The 19,808-nt window shown below is 70.3% G+C and carries 16 protein-coding genes; 9 read left to right on the forward strand and 7 right to left on the reverse strand.

The window, feature by feature from the left end; genetic code table 11:
* Positions 1–16: 16 nt before the first annotated feature.
* Entirely contained in the window at positions 17–1,303 is a 1,287-nt protein-coding gene (locus tag JWR86_RS00305) for an adenylate/guanylate cyclase domain-containing protein (protein WP_299559067.1), read from the reverse strand.
* A gap of 170 nt (positions 1,304–1,473) precedes the next feature.
* Between JWR86_RS00305 and JWR86_RS00310 the strand changes: the two genes are divergently transcribed.
* Entirely contained in the window at positions 1,474–2,460 is a 987-nt protein-coding gene (locus JWR86_RS00310; RefSeq protein ID WP_299559070.1) for a Ku protein, read from the forward strand.
* On the opposite strand, the gene JWR86_RS00315 is transcribed toward JWR86_RS00310, so the two are convergent.
* From JWR86_RS00315 to JWR86_RS00325, 3 genes are all read right to left on the reverse strand, one after another.
* Positions 2,457–3,665 carry a serine hydrolase domain-containing protein gene (locus tag JWR86_RS00315; RefSeq protein WP_299559073.1) on the reverse strand — a complete coding sequence of 403 codons (1,209 nt, stop codon included), beginning with the start codon at positions 3,663–3,665 and terminating at the stop codon, positions 2,457–2,459. The genes JWR86_RS00310 and JWR86_RS00315 overlap by 4 nt on opposite strands.
* Positions 3,666–3,675: 10 nt before the next feature.
* On the reverse strand, positions 3,676–4,950 hold the full coding sequence (locus tag JWR86_RS00320) for an MFS transporter (RefSeq protein ID WP_299559076.1): 1,275 nt from the start codon (positions 4,948–4,950) through the stop codon (positions 3,676–3,678).
* 104 nt (positions 4,951–5,054) lie between these two features.
* On the reverse strand, positions 5,055–5,978 hold the full coding sequence (locus tag JWR86_RS00325; RefSeq protein WP_299559079.1) for an ABC transporter six-transmembrane domain-containing protein: 924 nt from the start codon (positions 5,976–5,978) through the stop codon (positions 5,055–5,057).
* A gap of 179 nt (positions 5,979–6,157) precedes the next feature.
* Here JWR86_RS00325 and JWR86_RS00330 point away from each other — a divergent pair, with 179 nt between their 5' ends.
* On the forward strand, positions 6,158–7,972 hold the full coding sequence (locus tag JWR86_RS00330) for an ABC transporter ATP-binding protein (protein ID WP_299559082.1): 1,815 nt from the start codon (positions 6,158–6,160) through the stop codon (positions 7,970–7,972).
* A gap of 1 nt (position 7,973) precedes the next feature.
* On the opposite strand, the gene JWR86_RS00335 is transcribed toward JWR86_RS00330, so the two are convergent.
* Complete coding sequence (locus tag JWR86_RS00335) at positions 7,974–8,696, reverse strand: sulfur transferase domain-containing protein (RefSeq protein ID WP_299559085.1); 723 nt, start codon at positions 8,694–8,696, stop codon at positions 7,974–7,976.
* A gap of 214 nt (positions 8,697–8,910) precedes the next feature.
* Here JWR86_RS00335 and JWR86_RS00340 point away from each other — a divergent pair, with 214 nt between their 5' ends.
* Both JWR86_RS00340 and ppa read left to right on the forward strand, forming a co-directional pair.
* Positions 8,911–9,417, forward strand: coding sequence for a GNAT family N-acetyltransferase (locus tag JWR86_RS00340; protein ID WP_299559088.1), 507 nt, complete (start codon positions 8,911–8,913; stop codon positions 9,415–9,417).
* A gap of 69 nt (positions 9,418–9,486) precedes the next feature.
* Positions 9,487–10,023: an inorganic diphosphatase gene (gene ppa, locus JWR86_RS00345; RefSeq protein ID WP_299559091.1), complete on the forward strand. Its 537-nt coding sequence runs from the start codon at positions 9,487–9,489 to the stop codon at positions 10,021–10,023.
* Positions 10,024–10,103: 80 nt separating this feature from the next.
* On the opposite strand, the gene JWR86_RS00350 is transcribed toward ppa, so the two are convergent.
* A complete protein-coding gene (locus JWR86_RS00350) occupies positions 10,104–10,409 on the reverse strand; it encodes a hypothetical protein (RefSeq protein ID WP_299559094.1) in 306 nt (101 codons plus the stop codon).
* Between the two features lie 159 nt (positions 10,410–10,568).
* Here JWR86_RS00350 and JWR86_RS00355 point away from each other — a divergent pair, with 159 nt between their 5' ends.
* A complete protein-coding gene (locus JWR86_RS00355) occupies positions 10,569–11,831 on the forward strand; it encodes a GTP cyclohydrolase II (RefSeq protein WP_299559097.1) in 1,263 nt (420 codons plus the stop codon).
* 56 nt (positions 11,832–11,887) lie between these two features.
* Here the strand turns inward: JWR86_RS00355 and JWR86_RS00360 are convergent, their stop codons facing one another.
* Positions 11,888–12,487, reverse strand: coding sequence for a HutD family protein (locus JWR86_RS00360; protein WP_299559100.1), 600 nt, complete (start codon positions 12,485–12,487; stop codon positions 11,888–11,890).
* A gap of 68 nt (positions 12,488–12,555) precedes the next feature.
* Between JWR86_RS00360 and JWR86_RS00365 the strand changes: the two genes are divergently transcribed.
* From JWR86_RS00365 to JWR86_RS00380, 4 genes are all read left to right on the forward strand, one after another.
* The gene (locus tag JWR86_RS00365; protein ID WP_299559118.1) at positions 12,556–13,395 is read left to right on the forward strand and encodes a crotonase/enoyl-CoA hydratase family protein; all 840 of its coding nucleotides are present in this window, start codon (positions 12,556–12,558) and stop codon (positions 13,393–13,395) included.
* 17 nt (positions 13,396–13,412) lie between these two features.
* Entirely contained in the window at positions 13,413–14,411 is a 999-nt protein-coding gene (locus JWR86_RS00370) for an NADPH:quinone oxidoreductase family protein (protein ID WP_299559103.1), read from the forward strand.
* A gap of 103 nt (positions 14,412–14,514) precedes the next feature.
* The gene (locus tag JWR86_RS00375) at positions 14,515–17,304 is read left to right on the forward strand and encodes an EAL domain-containing protein (RefSeq protein ID WP_299559106.1); all 2,790 of its coding nucleotides are present in this window, start codon (positions 14,515–14,517) and stop codon (positions 17,302–17,304) included.
* Positions 17,305–17,538: 234 nt separating this feature from the next.
* Positions 17,539–19,808: AAA family ATPase (locus tag JWR86_RS00380; protein WP_299559109.1), on the forward strand; the 2,270-nt coding region annotated here is incomplete at its 3' end.

The raw sequence follows: 19,808 nt of genomic DNA on the forward strand, positions 1-19,808 counted from the left end.
CGCCGCGCCCGGTCCCTCAGGCCGGATCGCGCCGGAGCCGGTACACCGGCACCTTGCCGTCCAGACCCTCGATCTCGTGCGCGCCGAGCGGCTCGGGGTCGCCCCAGAGGTGGTCCGCGAAGGCACGCGACATCAGCAGAGGCTCGCCCAGAACCTTGTTCAGCCGCGCGATGCGCGAGGCGAGGTTCACGTCCGGCCCGATCACGGTGAAGTCGAGCCGGTTGCCCGAGCCGACATTGCCGTAGGCCGCCTCCCCGTGATGAAGGGCGATTCCGGCCTCGATCCGCACGGGAAAGCGCCCGTCCCTGTTGGCGTCGTCGAGCGCGACGAGACCCGCGATCGCCGCATTGAGCGCGGCCTGGGCGCTGCCGCCCGTGTCGTCGCCGCGATCCCGGAAGATGGCCAGGACGCCGTCGCCCATATACTTCAGAACCTCGCCCCCCTCCTGCTCGATGGCCGGCACGAGGCAGTCGAAATAGCCGTTCAAGAGGTCCACGGCCGCTTCGGGCGAGAGCAGCGAGGTCAGGCGCGTGTAGCTGCGCATGTCGGCGAACAGAATGGCGGACCGGATGCGGCTCACCTGCCCGCGCCGGATGGCGCCGGACAGGATCGCCCGATGCGGCTCGTCGCCGACATAGATGCGCAACACGTTGTCGAGCCGCTGGTGGACCGACCGCATCTCGATGGCGGCGGCCAGCGTCGGGACGACGAAGCGCAGCAGGGCGATCGCCCGCGCGTCGAAGCCGCCGGGCCGTGAGGTCGCGAGCGTGATGCCGTTCTGCGTGCCGTTGGTGAAGCGGAGGGGGATCACAAGATACTGCCGGTAGCCCGCCGCCTTGAGCTCCGGAACGATGCCGAACGCGTCCTCCGCCGTCTGGTCGAGGTCGAGGTCGAGCCACTCGCCGGTGCGCTGGACGAGGGCGAAGGGCGAGCGCGCGAACACCTCGTCCGTCGCCGCCCCGTGCGGAAAGAGTCGGAAGCTCGAGCCCTCGCCCTTGGTCCAGATGCGACCGATGCCGGAATACTCGGAATGGAGCGCGTCGATGGCCGTGGTCAGGCGTTCCACGGGGACCCCGAGCCGGTCCAGCCGCTCCGCGAAGCCGGTCAGCAACTCCTGATGATCGTGGCCGATGGCTCCTTCAAGCAGCCAGTCCCGCACCGCCACGGCTTCCGGCAGGACGTCGCGCGGAACGCGGCAGACCTCACCGCCGGCCGCCTCGAGGGTCGGCGACGCCGCGGCCTCCGGGGGCGTCGCCGCCGGAGCTATCGCCGCCTGCGGCAGTGTGCTGCGGGTCGCGGACATCGCCTGTCATCTGGACCCCTGGCACGGGGCGCGCAAGCCGTGACCTGCGCCGGCCGGCCAGGTCTCACCAGCGCGGCCGGGGCGAAGATTCTCGACCCCTGCGGCGGAACGACTCAGCAAAGGGAGTCGTTGGGAATGGCCAAGGTTAGTCGCGCGTACGGAGTTGTTCGATGGCGGCACGTTCGAACTGGAAGGGCTACCTGAAGCTCTCGCTCGTGTCCTGCCCCGTCCAGCTCTTTCCGGCCACGTCGAGCAAGGACCGCGTCGCCTTTCACCTTCTCAACCGCGAAACCGGCAACCGCCTGCGCCGCAAGCTGGTCGACCCCGAAACCGACGAGGCGGTGGAATCCGACGCCCAGGTCAAGGGCTACCAGGTCGGCAAGACGGAATACGTCCTCGTGGAGGAGGAGGAGATCGACAAGGTGGCGATCGAATCGAGCCACACGATCGATATCGAGGCCTTCGTGCCGCGCGCCCAGATCGACGAGACCTATCTCGACACGCCCTACTATCTCGCCCCCGACGGCAAGATGGGTGAGGAAGCCTTCGCGGTGATCCGGGACGCCATGCGGGACAAGAACGTGGTCGGGATCGGCCGCGTCGTGCTCTACCGCCGCGAGCGCCCGATCCTGCTCGAGCCGGTGGGCAAGGGGCTCGTCGCCACGACCTTGCGGTACGCCTACGAGGTGCGGGACGACGAGGATTATTTCGACGGCATCAAGGACGTCGAGGTGCCCGAGGAGATGCTGGATCTCGCGACCCACATCATCGGCCGCAAGATGGCCGATTTCGATCCGAAGCGGTTCGAGGACCGCTACCAGAACGCGCTGTTGGAGCTGATCGAGGCCAAGCGCGAGCACCGCCCGGCCAACAACCCGGCCCCCGTCAGCAAGCCCAGCAACGTGGTCAGTCTGATGGACGCCCTGCGGCGCAGCATCGCCAACGACCAGGAGGCCGGCGCGAAAGCGGCGGAGACTCCCGCCAAGCCTGCCCGCAAGGCATCGGCCAAGCCGGCCGCCGAGAAGCCCGCCGGGGCCAAGCCCGCGGCTGAGAAGGCGGCCGCGGAGAAACCCGCGAAAGCGGCCAGCAAGCCGGCCGGCAAGACCGCAGCCCGCCGTGCGCCGGCTGCGACCGGCCGGATGCGGCGCGCGAGCTAGGCCGAACGCTCGGCCAGCGCGCCATAGACCAGGGCCCGGAACGTGTCCCGGTAATGGTCGCGCCGCCCCGGGGCCTGAACCATCAGGACCGCGTAGAGCTGCTCAGCGGGATCGTACCAGAAGCTGGTGCCGGCCTGGCCGAGCCAATAGGCGTCGCCTGGCGATCCCGGGAACGGCGCCATCCCGGTCACGCGCCTCACCGCGAATCCCAGGCCGAATCCGTAGCCCTCGGGCAGGAGCTCTCGCGACCCGACCGGCAGATCGGGAGCGAGATGGTCCGACATCATGTAGGACAGCGTCGCGGGTGACAGCAGACGGCGGCCGTCGAGCGTGCCGCCGCAGGCGATCATGTGCAGGAACCGGGCATAGTCCGAGGCGGTCGAGACGAGGCCCCCGCCGCCGTTTTCCAGCCGCGGCGGCCGTGTCACGGCGAGGAGCTCGACAGCCCCGCCGGTCTCGGGGTCGACGGGAAAGGCCCCGGCCAGGCGCTCGTGATAGGCGGCCGGCACGTGGAAGCCGGTCTCCATCATGCCGAGCGGCTCGAACACCCGGGACCGCAAGGCGGCGCCGAGCGTCTGGCCCGAGAGGATCTCGACCACCCGCCCGAGGACGTCGGTGGAGCGCCCGTAATCCCACGCCGTGCCGGGCTGGCTGAGCAGCGGCAGGCCCGCCAGCACCGCCGCCTGCTGCTCGTTGCTCTGGCTGCGCCGCGCCGCCCCGGCCTCCACATAGGCGTCGGTCACGGGCCCGGGCACCAGCCATTCATAGGTCAGGCCCGAGGTGTGCCGCAGCAGGTCCTGGATGGTGATCGGGCGAGCGGCCTGGACCGCGCCGGCCCCCGCCCCGACCTGCATCTCGGCGAAATCGGGGATGTAGCGCGAGAGCGGGTCGCCGAGACGCAGACGGCCTTCCTCGACCAGCATCATCAGGGCGACCGACACGATCGGCTTGGTCATCGAGTAGATGCGAAACAGCGTGTCGAGCTGCATCGGGTCCGCGGCCGCCGGGTCGCGGCGGCCATAGGCCTTGAAATGGACGACCCGGCCACGGCGCGCCACCAGCGCCACCGCACCGGGCAGAAGGCCCTGCTGGATCTCGGCCTCCAGGGCCGCCCCGATCCGGCCCAGCCGCTCGCGCGACATGCCGACATCCTCGGGTTTGGCCAAACTGATGCTGTCGGGCAGGGGCACGGCGTCGGAGTTCATTCGCGTTCCTTCAAGCCGCCACGGCCTGCGCGGCCCGGACAGGGCCCGGCCGGGCCGTGAGGCGTAGGATCAGGAAGATGACGATGGCCTGGTTCAGGATGTTCCAGCCGATGCCGTTGGCAAAGGCGGCCTGGTAGGACCCGGTCTGGTCGAAGATCCAGCCGGACAGCCAGCCGCCGAGGGCCATCCCGACCAGCGTCGCGGCGATGCAGATCCCGACGCGCTGGCCGGCCTCCGCCGGCGGAAAGACCTCCCGCACGATGATGGCGTAACTCGGCACGATGCCGCCCTGGAACAGCCCGAACAGAATGGACACGACGTAGAGCGAGGCCAGGCTGTCGAACAGCATGTAGAGGACCAGCGCCACGCATTGCAGCACCGAGCCGACCAGCAGCGTCGACAGCCCGCCGATCCGGTCGGCCACGAAACCGGAGGCCACGCGGGAGATGATGCCGAAGGCCAGCATCAGGGACAGCATCTCGGCGCCCCGGGCCGGGCCGTAGCCCAGGTCGCCGCAATAGGCGACGATGTGCACCTGCGGCATGGACATGGCCACGCAGCAGCCGATCCCGGCCAGGGCCAAGAGCACCTGCAACGTGCCGGGGCGGAGCCCGGCCGCGACCGGCAGCGTGACCGGCTCGGCCAGGGCCGCGCTGCGGGACGGCAGCACCGGGACGGCCGCGAGGGGCCGCTCGGCGTGGCGCCCGAGCAGGAGGGCAAGGGGCAGCAGGGTCGCCCCGCAGATCGCCCCGACCACCATCATGGCGCCGCGCCAGCCGATGCCGTCGATCATGGCCTGCACCAGCGGCGGCCAGATGGCACCGGCCACGTAATTGCCGGCCGCCACGATCGCGACCGCGATGCCGCGCCGGCGGTCGAACCAGAACGAGATGTCGGCCAGGATCGGCCCGAAGCTCGCCGAGCAGCCGATCCCGATCAGAATGCCGTGCACAACCGCAAAGACGCCGAGGCTGGGCGCGAGCCCGGACAGGATGAAGCCCAGGGAGAGCAGCGCGCCGCCCCCGAACGAGACCGGCACGATGCCGAACCGGTCCGACAGGCGGCCAAGCACCATGCCGCCGCCCGCGATCCCGAGCATCAGCAGCGTGTAGGGGAGCGAGGCGGCGCTGCGGTCCACGGCGAATTCGGCCTGCACGGCCGGCAGCGCCACCACCACGCACCACATGCCGGCGCCGCCGATCGTCACGATCGCGAGCGACAGGGCGAGGCGGAGCCAGGAGCGGGGGCCGTCCGGTTCGGGTCGGGCGCTCGCGCCGCCGCTCATTCTCCGTCCTCCCGCGAATGCCCGCTTTGTGCCGGCCTATCAGGCAGGAGGGTGCGCGGGCACCGCCTCCGGCGCAAGCCCGGGATGCGGCCGCAGGCGCCGGCTCACATTTCGGCGGCGGTGTGCTCGTGGGCCTTCTCGATTTCGGCGCCGACCGCCTCGATGGATGCGCCCGCCTCGATCCGCCGCCGAATGTCCTGCAGCCGGGTGAGCTGCTGCACGATCTCGGGAACGTGATCCAGATTTTCCATGAGTCGCCACACGTAAACCAGAATGGCGAAGATATCGCCCGTTTCCGTGGTCGGCAGGAACGTTGCCCGCATGATCACGGCCATGAACACGAAGATGGACATGATCTCGATCAGCGTCCAGTTGATCGCAGCAGCATCCGACAGCTTGATGCGCCAGTCCCGAAGCGCCGTGAAATGCTGCCGCACCCGGGTCGGGTCGTTGCTGTCGATGAGGTCGACTTCGTGTTCGAGCTGGTCGTTCAGTCCTTTGTTGAACAGGGCTGAGCGGCGGCTGTAGCCGCGGTTGATCAGGTAGACAGGCAGGAACAGGGAGGCCGTGATCGCCCCGATCATGACATCGTAGAAAAACAGGATCACGGCCGATCCCAGGATGCCGACCACCGAGGTCAGAATCGTCGGGATGTCCCTTTCGAAGAAGGTCACGAAGTCGCGCGACATGCTGGAGCGCGCGGCAACGTCGCTGGTGCGGACCCCGGCCGAGCGCTGCCGCAGGATCGTGGCGGTGACGATGGTGTTGTAGATCGTCGTGTAGAGCCGGGTGTCGTACATCTGCCGGAAGCAGCCGATGGCGCCACGGCACGTCCAGGCCACGATGATCGGCGCGATCCAGATGTATTGGTGCGCGATCAGGCCATCGATGGCGAGCCCGGTCGCCCACGGATAGGACAGCTCGAGCAGGTCTTCGATGAAGATCAGCCCGTAGGTCAGCGTGATGCGCGACCTGAACGGGCGCACCGCCTCCAACGCCGATGGTGGTCTCGGGACAGCGGAAGCCATGGGCGCACCGTTCCGGCGGATGGACATGGCCTCATAGCGAGCCCAGCCGCACTTGCAACGTCAGGGCGGAAATTGCTTGCCGGGTTCCGGGGCGGTACACCGGGCCGGTGCCACCCCTTCTGAACCGCCGCGGCCCCCCTGTAGCCGAAATCCTGCCGTCCCGAGACACGCTCGCGCTCGTGATCCGGCTTTGGCGCGACTGGCTGCGCCCGCACAGCCGCACGCTGGCGCTGGTGATCGGCTTCATCGTCCTCGTGGCCGCCTCGACCGGGCTGTACCCGGTCCTCATCAAGGCGGCCTTCGAGGCCTTCTCCAACCGGTTCGGGACCGGGGCGCCGATCAAGATCAATCTCGGCTTCACCCGGTGGTTCATCGATCGGCGGGAGGCGATCGTGTACGGGCCGGTCTTCGTGGTCCTGATCACCTCCATCAAAGGCTTCTCGCTCTACGCCCTGACGCTGCTGACGAACCGCGTCGTCACCCGCATCGAAGCCGACATGCAGAGCGCGCTCTACGCGCATCTCATCGACGCCGACCTGGCGCAGCTCGGCCGCGAGAGCGCGGCGGCGCTGACCCAGCGCTTCACCACCGACTTCACCTACATCAAGGAGGCCCTGACCCGGCTCTCCACCGTCTTCCTGCGCGAGATCGCGACCATCACGGCGCTGGTCGTCGCGATGCTGCTGATCGACCCGGCGCTGACCCTGGTCGCCGCCTGTGTGGTGCCGTTCGTCGCCCGGCCTATCGCCCGCATCGGCAAGAAGCTGCGCCGCAACTCCACATCGACCCAGGAACAGATCGGCCAGATGGCCGGCCTCGTCTCGGAGAGTCTGGCCGGGGCGCGGGTGGCCAAGAGCTATGGGCTGGAAGGCTACCTGAAGGAGAAGGCGCGCGCCTCCTTCGACGCCGTGCGCCGCCTGAAGATGAAGTCGGCCAATGCCCGCGCCCGGCTCGACCCGCTCCTCGAGGTCGGCGGCGGGCTGGCGGTCGCGGCGGTCTTGGCCATCATCGGCTGGCGTATCCTCGACGGCCGCTCGACCGTCGGCGATTTCGCCGGGTTCGTGACCGCGCTGATCATCGCGGCCCAGCCGGTCCGGGCCCTCGGCAATCTGAATGCGATCCTGCAGGAGGCTGCCGCGGCGCTGAAGCGCTATTTCGCCGTGGTCGACGAGCGGCCCGAGATCCGCGACCGGCCCGGCGCGGTGCCGCTGGTGGCCGGCCCGGGCGAGGTCCGGTTCGAAGACGTCCGCTTCCACTACGCGGCCGGCGGCGTGCCGGCGGTCGACGGGGTGAGCCTTGACGTGCCGGCCGGAAAAACAACCGCCATTGTCGGCCGCTCGGGGTCCGGCAAATCGACCCTCCTGTCGCTGCTGCCCCGGATGTACGACGTGCAGTCCGGGCGTGTGCTGGTCGACGGTCAGGACGTGCGTGACGTGACGCTGGCCAGCCTGCGGGCCTCCATCGCCCTGGTGACCCAGGAGGTCGTCATTTTCGACGACACGGTGGCCAGGAACATCGGCTTCGGCCGCGCCGACGCGACGCGGGACGAGATCGAGGCGGCGGCCCGGGCCGCGGCCGCGCACGAGTTCATCTGCGCGCTGCCGGACGGCTACGACACCCGGCTCGGGCCCGGCGGGGCCACGCTGTCGGGCGGCCAGCGCCAGCGTGTTTCGCTCGCCCGCGCCTTTCTCAAGAACGCGCCGATCCTCCTGCTGGACGAGGCCACGAGCGCTCTCGACGCCGAGGCCGAGACTCAGGTTCAGGCCGCCATCCGGACGCTGATGCGCGGCCGCACGACGCTGGTCATCGCGCACCGCTTTTCGACCGTCCGGGATGCCGACGTGATCGTCGTGTTGGATGCCGGCCGGGTCGTGGAGATCGGCACTCATGCGGCGCTCGGCCGCAATGGCGGGCTTTACGCGCGGCTGCAGCGGCTGCAGCTGATCGGCGAACTCGAACCCGACCTGACGCCCGTCCAGGCAGCGGGCGAATAGCCTATTCCCGCCGGAGCAGCCTGTCGGCGATCAGGGTCGACCAGAGCGTCGGCTTGAAGCCGCGTGCCAGCGCCTCGGGATCGTAGCCGTCGCTGATCCAGGCCTCGAGCGACAGGCCCTTCGCTTCGCCGCCCGCCTCGTAGGCGTCCAAAAAGGCGTCCAGGATGCCGGTCTTGGCATGGCGGAAATGGCCGAAGCGAAGCGCGAGCTGCGAGCGCGCCTCGGCCACGGTCGCTCCCTTGCGGAGGATCAGGTAGAGGGCTGCGAACAGCCCCGCCCGGTCCGCCCCCGATTTGCAGTGGACCAGCGCCGGATAGGCGATCTGCTGGACTGTCACGGCGACGCGCCCGATGGCCTCGGGGGAGGGCGGCTCGCGCGAGCGGAGCACCACGTCCACCAGCGCGACCCCGTGACGCTCGCAGGCTTCGCGCTCCAGCGGCCAGGATCCGTGCTCCCGTCCGCCCCGGACATTCACGATGGTGCGCAGACCCGCGCGTGCCAAGCGGGCGATCTGCCCGGGGCTCGGCTGCGACGAGCGCCAGAGCTCCTCGGAGACCCGGCCCAGATTCGGATAGAGGACGCGAAACACGCCGTGATCGACGAACAGCATGTTCGCCCAGGCATGCGCGCGGTCGATCGGCCCGGCGAGTTCCCGGTCCCACCGGGCTATGCGGGCCATCCGACGCGCATAGCGCGTTTCCGGCTTTAAGAACCTGGTAAGCACGATGGCCGGACGATCACGGTCGCTGAAGGGGCCGGAGAAGCGGGGCACCGAGCCTGGCGCGCTCTACCAGCCGGGGGGCGACCGGGCAATGCCGGCCGCTTCGCCAGCGCCAGGCCGGGGACAGGGATCGACGAAGCTCCCGCACGGTGGCCTTGAAGTTGCGGGGGCACGTCAGGGAGCAGGGTCGTCTGAGGCAGGAGGTTTCGGCACAGCCATGACCGCGATCACCATTCAAATCCGGCGCGCCCGGTCCGAGGATGCCGCCGACCTGGCCGCCGTCTTCGACGCCGCCTGGCGCGAAGCCTATCAGGGCATCCTGCCGGCCATCCCGCTCGAACGCATGATCGTCCGGCGCGGGCCCCGCTGGTGGCTCACCACCATCGGGCGTGGCCGGCCCCTGGTCGTGCTGGAGGTGGGCGACAAGGCTGTCGGCTACGTCTCCTACGGCCGCTGCCGCGACCGCTCGCTTCCGGCCGATGGGGAGATGGACGAGCTCTACCTCGCGCCCGAATATCAGGGGCTCGGTTTTGGCGGCCGGCTGTTCAAAGCCGTGCGAAACGATCTCGACGACCGGGGCGCCAAGCGCGTCGCTGTCTGGTGCCTGGCTCAGAACGAACGGGCTTGCGGCTTCTACCGTCACATGGGCGGCCGCCTCATCGCGGAAACGACCGAGCGCTTCGCCGGCATCGCCCTCAGCAAAAGCTGTTACCTGTTTCGCTAAGCCGCATCTGCGCTTGTCCGAAACGCGCGGTCCCGATAGAGCACCGCACCCTTTCGGAGAACGGTCGACATGCGGCTCGACGCCATCAAGACCGGCCATCACCCGCCCGACGACGTGAATGTCGTCGTGGAGGTCCCCATCGGGGGCGAGCCGATCAAGTACGAAATGGACAAGGAGGCCGGGACCCTGGTGGTCGACCGGTTCCTCTACACGTCCATGCGCTACCCCGGGAATTACGGGTTCATCCCGCACACGCTGTCAGGCGACGGGGATCCCTGCGACGTTCTGGTGGCGAACACCCGGGCCATCGTGCCGGGCGCGGTGATCAACGTTCGACCCGTCGGCGTGCTCCTGATGGAGGACGACGGTGGCGTCGACGAAAAGATCATCGCGGTGCCGACCAACAAGCTGACGCGGCGCTACGAGAAGGTGATGAGCCACTCGGACCTGCCGTCCATCACGCTGGAGCAGATCGAGCACTTTTTTGCCCACTACAAGGATTTGGAACCCGGCAAGTGGGTCAAGATCCTGCGCTGGGGAGATGCGGAAGAAGCGAAACGGCTGATCATGGAGGGCCTGGAACGCGCGGCCGGCCGCATCGCCTGAGGCAAGACGGTCCGTTCCGTCCGTCCGGGACGAGGGCCGCCGCGAGCTGCGGCGGCCCGGGAGTTGCAGAGACGGTCGCCCTACCAGCGGTAGAAGGGGCGATGGTACCGAACCGGCCGATAGTACCGGACAGGGCGGTAATGCCGATGGCCGTAATGCCGCCGGCGCGGGTAGAAATACACCACGCGGGGCCGATAGGCCCGGCGGTAGCGGTAGCGCGGCGCATAATGGGCGCGCCGGTAATAGTAATACGCCTTGTCGGCCTTCAGCGGCGACTCGATGGCGGCATGCGCCGTCGCCCCGAGCGGGGCCGCCTGGCTCGCCGTCTGGCCAAGCGCGAACGCGCCCACCAGAAGCGCCAGGACCAGGATCATACGTCTCAGCACATCGACCTCCCTTGCACCAAGTGTCCCCCTCGACAGGTCTAAGCTAAGCCGGGCCGGGCTCAAGCGTAAAGCGGCGAGGCGGTAAACTGCTGGCTGCGTTGACGTGAGAGAGGTGATCCGCAAGTCTGTGCCGGGCGGCGTCGCACCTCGGCCAGCACCATGACGACACCGAACCGAACTCCTCATATCCGCCTGACCTCGCATCCGGAGGCGGGCACGGCCATCGGGCGTTTCCCCATCCGGTGGGGGCGGGCCGACCCGCGGGAGCGCGGCCCCGTGATCGGGTCGGTGACCAGCCCGGGCGACCGCAACGTCATCGGCTCGCATGGCGGCTCCTATTCGGTGTACCGGGCGCTCGCCATCTCCGCCCGGGCCATGAACCCGCTGGCCCGGCCCGACCTCCGCAACACCCACCCGGTGGTTCCGGTCGGGCCCTATCCGCAATGGGCCGACCCGGACACGATCGTGTCGCTGGACCCCTTCGGCCACCTCGTGGCCGAGGTGTTCGGGCGAGAGATCGAGACGGGCACCGACGTGCGGCCGACCATCGCGATCACCAAGGCCCGGCTGAACCTGCCGGAGATCCTGGCCGCCATGGCGGCGCACCGGTTGGCGCCGGACGGCGGCTTTCTCCACGCCAACGGCGACGTCTCGGTCACCAAGATCGCCATCGACCCGGTCTGGTGGCTGCCCGGCATCGCGCGCCGCTTCCAGACGGCCGAGCCGGAGCTGCGCCGCATCCTGTTCGAACAGACCGGGGGCATGTTCCCGGAGCTTGTCACCCGGCCAGACCTGTCCGTGTTCCTGCCGCCGATCGGCGGGGCCACCGTCTACGTGGTCGGCGAGGTCGCGGCCCTGGCCGATCCGTCCCGCCGCGTGGCCTGCCGCGTGCATGACGAGTGCAACGGCTCCGACGTGTTCGGTTCCGACATCTGCACCTGCCGGCCCTATCTGGTGCACGGCATCGAGGAATGCGTTCGGGAGGCCCAGACCGGCGGCGCCGGTGTGGTGGTGTATAACCGCAAGGAGGGGCGGGCGCTGGGCGAGGTCACCAAGTTCCTGGTCTACAACGCCCGCAAGCGCCAGGAGGGCGGCGACCAGGCCTCGACCTACTTTGAACGGACCGAATGCGTCGCGGGCGTGCAGGACGCGCGCTTCCAGCAGCTCATGCCCGACGTGCTGCACTGGCTCGGCATCCGGCGCATCGACCGGCTCATGTCCATGTCCAACATGAAATACGACGCCATCGTGGGCGCGGGCATCGAGGTCGGTGAGCGCGTGCCGATCCCGCCCGGGCTGGTTCCGCCCGACGCCTCGGTCGAGATGGAGGCCAAGAAGGCCGCCGGCTATTACGACCCCGAGGGCGGGCTCGACCCTGGCCGGCTCGGAAACGTGAAGGGGCGCGGGCTGGAGCGCTACTGAGCTGCAACGGCCGGGCGCCGCCTCGGGAGGCCGTGACCGCCCCGCGCTCCGGGCCTTCAGACCTCGGATCGGGTCTCGGCATCGGCGGACGGCGCATCCCAGATCCGGACGGCGAGGGCGACGGCCGGACCGCCGAGGGCCCGGACGGGCTCCGGACCGGAGCCGAGCAGGCTGTCGCCCGGGTCAAGTGCCGACCCGCAGGCGCCCACCCGGCCGGCCACGCAGTGGAGAAGTTCGGTCTCCCGCCCCGGCCAGGCCGGGTGTTCGGCGGCGAGGAGCAGGATCGCGACCGCCGCCCGCCGCCGCCGGCGGTCCACGAAGACGTTCAGCGCCCGGCCCGGTCCGTTCCGCAGGATGGCGCGAGTTGGCCGGTCTCCGGGAAAATGCGCCGGAACCAGCGTGCGGCAGGGCAGGGCGGCGCCTTCGTCGAGCACCAGATCGACCTGGTCGCCGGCGACCAGCGTGAAAATGCGGTCGATTCCCGCGAAATGCGAGAACGGCGCGTCCTCGGCGAGATCGGCCAGGCTGACGAGCCAGTCGAGGCGACCATCACCGGCCGTGCGCCGGACCACGTCCCGCGTCAGGCCGCGGCCGTTCGGCCAGGGCTGGGCCACGAGGGACCCACCTCGCACAATCTGGCTGAGCCGCTTCGCCACGCGATCCTCCCGCCCCGTGACGAGGCTGCACCGGCGTGCTTTGGTCAAGGGGCAAATACGGGGCCGGCATGACGGACGAGGGTGACGGCGGGCGGATCACGCTGCGGATCCGGGACGGGATCGCGGACCTCCGGCTCAACCGGCCCGCGAAGATGAACGCCCTGGACGAGCCGCTGGTCGAAGCATTGCTGGCCGCCGCGGCGCGGTTGCGCCGTGAGGCTGGCCTCCGGGCCGTGGTCATGTCCGGCGAGGGGGCCTCCTTTTGCGCGGGGCTCGACATGGCGAATTTCGCCGCCGTGGCCTCGGGCAGCGGGGCCGGGCTCCTGACCGGGCGCCTCGCCGACCGCACCCACGGCCCGGCGAACCGCTTCCAGCACCTCGCGCTGGTGTGGCGCGAGCTGCCGGTGCCGGTGATCGCCGCGCTGCACGGCAGCGTCTTCGGCGGCGGGCTGCAGATCGCGCTGGGCGCCGATCTCCGCTTCGCGACTCCTGACGCGCAGCTCGCCCTTCTGGAAATCCGCTGGGGCATCGTGCCGGACATGGGCGGCACCCTGCTGCTGCGCGATCTCATCGGCGCCGACCTGATCCGTGACCTCACCTACACGGGCCGCATTCTGTCGGGCGACGAGGCGGCGCGCCTCGGCCTGGTGACCCGCACCTGTCCCGATCCCCATGCCGCCGCCCTGGAGGCCGCGCGCGAGATCGCGGCCCGCAATCCCGATGCGATCCGGGCCGCGAAGCGCCTCCTGAACCTCGCCGACGACGCGACCGCCGCCCGCATCCTGCTGGCCGAGTCGCGCGAGCAGGACGGGCTGCTCGGGACGCCGAACCAGATGGAGGCCGTTCGGGCCAACATGGAGCGGCGTTCGCCCGTTTTCCACGACCGGCCCGACGAGGCCGGCGGCTAGCCCCGACGAGGAGCGACATGCGGGCGATTCTCAGCCGGATTCCGGGCGGACCGGAGACGCTCACCCTCGAGGAGGTGGAGGAGCCGACGCCCGGGCCGGGAGAGGTTCGGCTGGCCGTCCGCGCCGTCGGCATCAACTACCCGGACGTGCTCATCATCCAGGACAAGTACCAGGTCCGGCCGGAACGCCCGTTTTCACCCGGCGCTGAGGCGGCCGGCATCGTGGATGCGGTCGGCCCGGGCGTGGTCAGCTTTCGGGCGGGCGATCGGGTGCTGGCCATGCCCGGCCACGGCGCCCTGGCCGAGAAGGTGCTCGTGCCGGAGCAGCGCTGCGCCCGGCTGCCGGACAGCATGCCGTTTGACGAGGCGGCGGCCTTTCTGATGACCTACGGGACCTCGCACCACGGGCTGGCCGACCGCGGCCGGCTCAAGGCGGGCGAGACGCTGCTGGTGCTGGGCGCCGCCGGCGGCGTCGGGCTCGCAGCCGTGGAAATCGGGGCGGCGCTGGGGGCCCGCGTGGTGGCCGCGGTGTCCTCCGAGGAGAAGCTCGCCCTGGCCCGCAGCCGCGGCGCGGCCGAGGGCTTCATCTATCCGCCGGGTCCTTTCGACGCGGAGGGGCGGAAAAGCCTGGCCGACGCCTTCAAGCGGGCCTGCGGCCCGGGCGGGGCGGACGTGGTCTACGATCCGGTCGGCGGGGATTACGCCGAGCCGGCCCTCCGGGCCATCGCCTGGCGCGGCCGCTACCTCGTGGTCGGGTTCCCGGCCGGGATCCCGAAGCTGCCTCTCAATCTCCTGCTGCTGAAGGGGTGCGACGTCGTCGGCGTCTTCTGGGGCGCCTTCGTGGAGCGCGAGCCCGACCGGCACGCCGCCGCGCTCGCCGAGCTGTTTCGGCTGTACGAAGCAGGTCGGATCCGCCCGGAAGTGTCGGCCCGCTTTCTGCTTGAACGGGCATCGGAGGCCATCGAGGCGCTCGCCTCCCGGCGCGCCCTCGGCAAGATCGTGGTCATGGTTCCGTAGCGGAAGACGTGCCGGAGAAGGACATTCTCTTAAGGGACCTCGTGTCAGATCGCCGCCCGTGCCTCGGCACAGCTCCAGGAACGCCCCTGGAGCGAGGGTCACCATGGCGAAACCTGTCAAAGCACGGCCTCTCACGACTTACGTGCTCGTCCTCGCAGCCGCGATGGCGGTGCCGCCGCTCATCCTGGCTGCCGTCACGACCACGAACTGGGTGACGGCGGAGCGGGCGCGCCTGCGGGCGGCCGCGCATGAGATGACGGACCGGGCGCTGTCGCATGTGGACCGCTTTCTTGCCGGCAAGGTCGCCATGCTGCAGGCGCTGGCCACCTCTCCGGCGGTGGAAAGCGGCGATTTCGGGCGGCTCGACATCCAGGCCCGCGAGCTGCTGGACCTGCAGGGGCTGAACATCGTGATGCGCCGGCCGGACGGCCAGCAGGTGTTGAACACGCGCGTCCCCTGGGGCGCGCCGCTGCCCAAGGTCAGCAATTTCGAGGCCGACCGGCTCGTCATCACGACGGCCCGGCCCGTGATCGCCGACCTGTATCGCGGCGTCATGGCCGGGGCCTGGCTGATCCGCATCATCGTGCCGGTGAGCTGCGGCGGCGAGGTCTGCTACACGCTGACCGCCAGCCTCGGCCCCTCGGCCCTCTCGGCCATGCTGGGGGAAATCGGCATTTCCGAACCCTATTTCGGCACCATCACGGACCGGCAGGGGCTAATTCTGGCCGGCGCGAACGAGCCCGAATCCCGCACCGGCACGCGCTATCCGGGCTTCGACCACTCGCCCGGCCGGCACGGCACCTGGTCGGGCCGCAACCCGGAAGGCGTGCAGGTCTACGGCTCCTACCGGCGCTCCGACCTGTCAGGCTGGTTGTTCTCGGTCGGCGTGCCGCAATCGGAGATCGATGCTCCGCTCTACCGCTCGCTCTGGGGCTTGGGCCTGCTCGCGGTGGCGCTCGGCGGCACGGCCCTGGCGATCTCCTCCTTCGTGACGCGCCGCATCATCCTGGCCCATCGCTGCATCGCCGAAGCGGCCCAGGCTCTCGGCAACGGCGAGGCGGTGCAGGCGCCGCAGACCAGCGTGAGGGAGACAAACCTGATCGGTCAGGCCCTCGGCGAAGCGTCCGCGCGGCTGCGCGACCAGGCCGCCGCGCTGTTGGCCGCCAACCGGAACCTCGAACTCCGCGTGGAGGCCAGAACCCGGGAGGTGTCGACCCAGGCGGCCCTGATCGCGGTAACGCTCGACAACATGGATCAGGGCCTGATGCTGATCGAGGCGGATGGAACCGTGCCGATCTGCAACCAGCGCGCCCGCCAGTTGCTGGATCTCCCGGCCGCCTTCATGAACGCGCGACCCGCCTTCGAAGCGGTGCTGCGCTACCAGCTCGATCGCTGCGAATTCCAGAGGTCATCCGAGACGCTGCGGCGCTGGATCGAGGCCGGCGGGTTGGAGCGCACCCTGCACACCTACGAGCGGGAGCGGCCCAACGGCACCTTCCTGGAGATCCGCACCGTTCCGCTCACCAATGGCGGCGCCGTTCGGACCTTCACCGACATCACCGCCCGAAAGTCGGCCGAGCGCCTGTCCCACCGCATGGCCCGGCAGGACCCGCTCACAGGGCTGCCGAACCGCACGCTGATGCGCGAACGGCTGGCCGAGGAATACGCCCGCGTCGCCGCCGAGGGCGGCTCGTTCGCCGTCCTGTGCCTCGATCTCGACCGGTTCAAGAACGTCAACGACACCCTCGGCCACCAGGCCGGCGATGCGCTGCTGGCCCTGGCGGCCCGGCGTATCGCGGCGACGGTCGGACGCGGCGACGTGGTGGCGCGCTTGGGCGGCGACGAATTCGCCGTGATCCAGATCGGAGGGGCGCAGCCGCAAGACGCGGCAGCGCTGGCCGAGCGCCTCATCGAGGCGGTCCGCCACCCCTTCGATTTGCAGCCGCAACTCGTGTCGATCGGCCTCAGCGTGGGCGGAGCGGTGGCCCCGGCGGATGGCCGGGATCCGGACGGGATCTTGCGCAGCGCGGACCTTGCGCTCTACCGGGCCAAGACCAGCGGCCGCAACACGTCGCGCTTCTATGAGGCCGCCATGGACGAGGCCATCCAGGCCCGGCAGGCGCTGGAGCTCGATCTCCGGCACGCGCTGGCGCAGGACGAACTGGAGCTCTACTACCAGCCCGTCGTGAGGGCCTCCGACCGGACCATCGCCGGATTCGAGGCGCTGTTGCGCTGGCACCATCCGGAGCGCGGGCTGATTGCTCCGGCGGACTTCGTGGGGCTCGCGGAAGACACCCGGCTCATTGTGCCGATCGGCGCCTGGGTCCTGGCAGAGGCCTGCCGCGAGGCCGCGACCTGGCCGCCCGGAATCCGGGTCCTGGTCAACATCTCGGCCATTCAGCTCGAGGATGCGGGGCTGGCCGCGGCCGTGCTGGGCGCCCTTGCCGAATCCGGCCTGCCGGCCGCCCGTCTCCAGCTCGAGATCACCGAAACCGTTCTGATGCATGAGAGCGAGGCGGTGCTGGCCCAGCTTCAGGCCTTGCGGGCGGGCGGCGTCCGGGTGGCGCTGGACGACTTCGGCACCGGCTATTCGTCGCTGAGCTATCTTCAGAATTTCCCGCTCGACGGCGTGAAGATCGACCGCTCCTTCATCCAGAACCACGGCAACCCGACCACGGGCGCCATTCTGGCCTCCGTGGTCGGCCTGGGCACCGCGCTCGGCATCTCGGTCACGGCCGAGGGGGTCGAGACGGAGGAGCAACTCGCCCATGTCCGCGAGGCGGGCTGCCACGAGGCGCAGGGATACTTGTTCAGCCGCCCCCTGCCGGCCGCCGACGCCCGACGCCTGCTGCAGAGCCGCTCCCCGGCCGAGGCGGCCTGGTCCGCCGCCTAGGCTCCTTGCCCGGACTCCGCGGCGCCGGCGCACCGGCTCGCCGCAGGTTTTCACGCGGTCGGGCTCGCCTGCGACCGCCGCGACATCCGCCCGAAACAAAGGGGCCCGATGAGCGCGTCATGGGACAGCGACCTTGCCGACCGACGCCGTGCTTGCACAATCTCCGTCGCCGCCTAGAGATGCCGCGAGGCGCGACTGGACCGAGCCGTGACGGGGGCAAGATCCGGTAAGATCATGCGCAAGACCCTTCGGATCTTCATCTCGTCCCCCGGGGACGTCCAGGAGGAGCGGCTGCGGGCGCATCTGGTGGTCCAGAAGCTCGCCCGCGACTACCAGCGGTTCTTCAAAATCGAGCCGTATCTCTGGGAATACGAGCCGATGCTGGCCTCTGGCCACTTCCAGGATGCGATCGAGCCGCCGAGCCGGTCGGACGTCGTGGTCCTGGTCGTCTACAGCCGTCTTGGCACGTCGCTGCCCGAGCGCACGGCCTCGCGCGAGTACCACGGCATCGACGGCCGCGTGCCGGTCACCGGGACCGAATGGGAGTTCGAGGAGGCGCTGGAGGCCAAGCAGCTTCGCGGCGCGCCCGACCTCCTCGCCTATCGCAAGCTCGGCGACCCCCAGGCCTCGCTCGCCGATGCCGGCAAGCGGGCCGAGCAGGAGCGGCAATGGACGGCTCTGGAGACGTTCTGGGCCCGGCACTTCGAGGGCGGCGGTCAATTCATCTCGGGCTCCAAGAAGTTCAAGTCGCTGGAGGAGTTCGACCGCGTCCTCGAAGCCGATCTCACGGCCCTGATCGAGGGCAAGATCGCCGAGGGCATCCGGGCCGATGCCGGGCTCGGCGAGGTGACGTGGCTGCACGGCAGCCCGTTCCAGGGCCTCGCCGCCTATGATTTCGAAGACGCCCCGATCTTCTTCGGGCGCGATGGCCAGATCCGCGAGGCCTCGACCCGGCTCCAGGCGGCGGCCGGCGGCGGGACCGCCTTTCTGCTCGTCCTGGGCGCCAGCGGCTCCGGCAAGTCGTCGCTCGCCCGGGCGGGCCTGCTGCCCGCCCTGTTCGCCGCCAAGGCCGTGCCGGGCGTCGGCGTGTGGCGGCGCGTGGTGCTTCGGCCGGGCGAGAACGGCATGGACCCGGTCCGCGGGCTAGCCGAGGCGCTGATCGGCGGCGACGCCGACGCGGGGGTCGGGCTGCCCGAGCTGGCCCAGGGCGGCATGAGCGCGGCCGAACTCGCCGGGCAGCTCGAGACCGTCGCCGACAACCCGGGCTTCACCTTCCGCCAGGCCTTGTCGCGTGTGGCCGAGGAGGCGCGCAGCAAGCGTGGGCTCCTGCCGCACGAGCAGGCTCGGCTCGTCATCCTGGTGGACCAGGTCGAGGAGCTGTTCACGCGTGAGTTCGACCCGGCCCGGCGGGCGCTGTTTGTCCGCATCCTGCACGGGCTCGCAAGGTCCGGCCTGGTCTGGATCGTGGCCACGATGCGCAACGATCTGTGGCACCGGGCGGCCGAGCTGCCGCAACTCATCGAACTGGTGGAGACCGGCGCGCGCCTCGACCTGCCGGCCCCGGGCGGGGCCGAGATCATCGAGATCGTCCGCCGCCCGGCTGCGGCCGCCGGCATCGTGTTCGAGAAGGACGGCGAGAGCGGGGTCGGGCTCGACGCCGTGATCTCGGAGGCGGCGTCGCAGGAGCCGGGCGCTCTGCCGCTTCTCTCCGTGGTGCTGCAGTCGCTCTATGCGCGCGACATCGTCGAGGCGGGCGGGCGGGCCCTCACCTTTGCGGGCTACCGGGCGCTCGGCGAGCTGAAGGGGGCGATCGCCGAGCGGGCGGAATCCGCCATGGCCGAACTGCGGGACAAGGATCCCGAGGCGGCGGCCTCGCTGCCGCGGGTCTTGCGGGCCCTCGTCACGGCGGCCGAGGACGGCACGGCGACGACCCGCCCGGCCCGGCTCGACGCCTTTGCTTCGGGTGGCCCCGAGGCGCGGCTGATCGAGCGTTTCCTGCTGCCGGAGAACCGGCTCCTGGTCGCCTCCGAACGGGCCGGAATCGCCGAGATCCGGCTCGCCCACGAGGCCCTGCTGGAGAACTGGCCGGCCGCCCGCGAACAGGTCAAGACCGAGCGGCGCGACCTGCAGACCCGCGCCCGTCTCGAAGTGCTGCAGCGGCGCTGGGACGAGGCCGCGAGCCCGGCCGAGAAGAAGAAGACCCTCCTAGCCTCCCTCAACCTCGCCGAGGGGGTCGATCTCGTCCGGCGCTGGAACATTTCGCGCCGGGACGGGCTCGGCGCCTTCGTGGCCCAGTCGGAGGCCGCCGAGAGCTGGCGCCGCAAGCGTGTGGCGCTGGCGGCCTCCGTGCTGGTCTTGATCTTCGCGGCCGTGGCGGCGGTGGCCAGCCTGCAATGGCGCCGGGCCGAGCAGCAAACGGTGGCGGCCCGCGCCGCTGAGGAGACCGAGCGGCAGGCCCGCGGCGCCGCCGACGAGGCGCGCCGGGACGCGGAGCGCGAACGCGA

The sequence above is a fragment of the Enterovirga sp. genome, from assembly GCF_028290205.1.
Lineage (GTDB): Bacteria > Pseudomonadota > Alphaproteobacteria > Rhizobiales > Beijerinckiaceae > Enterovirga.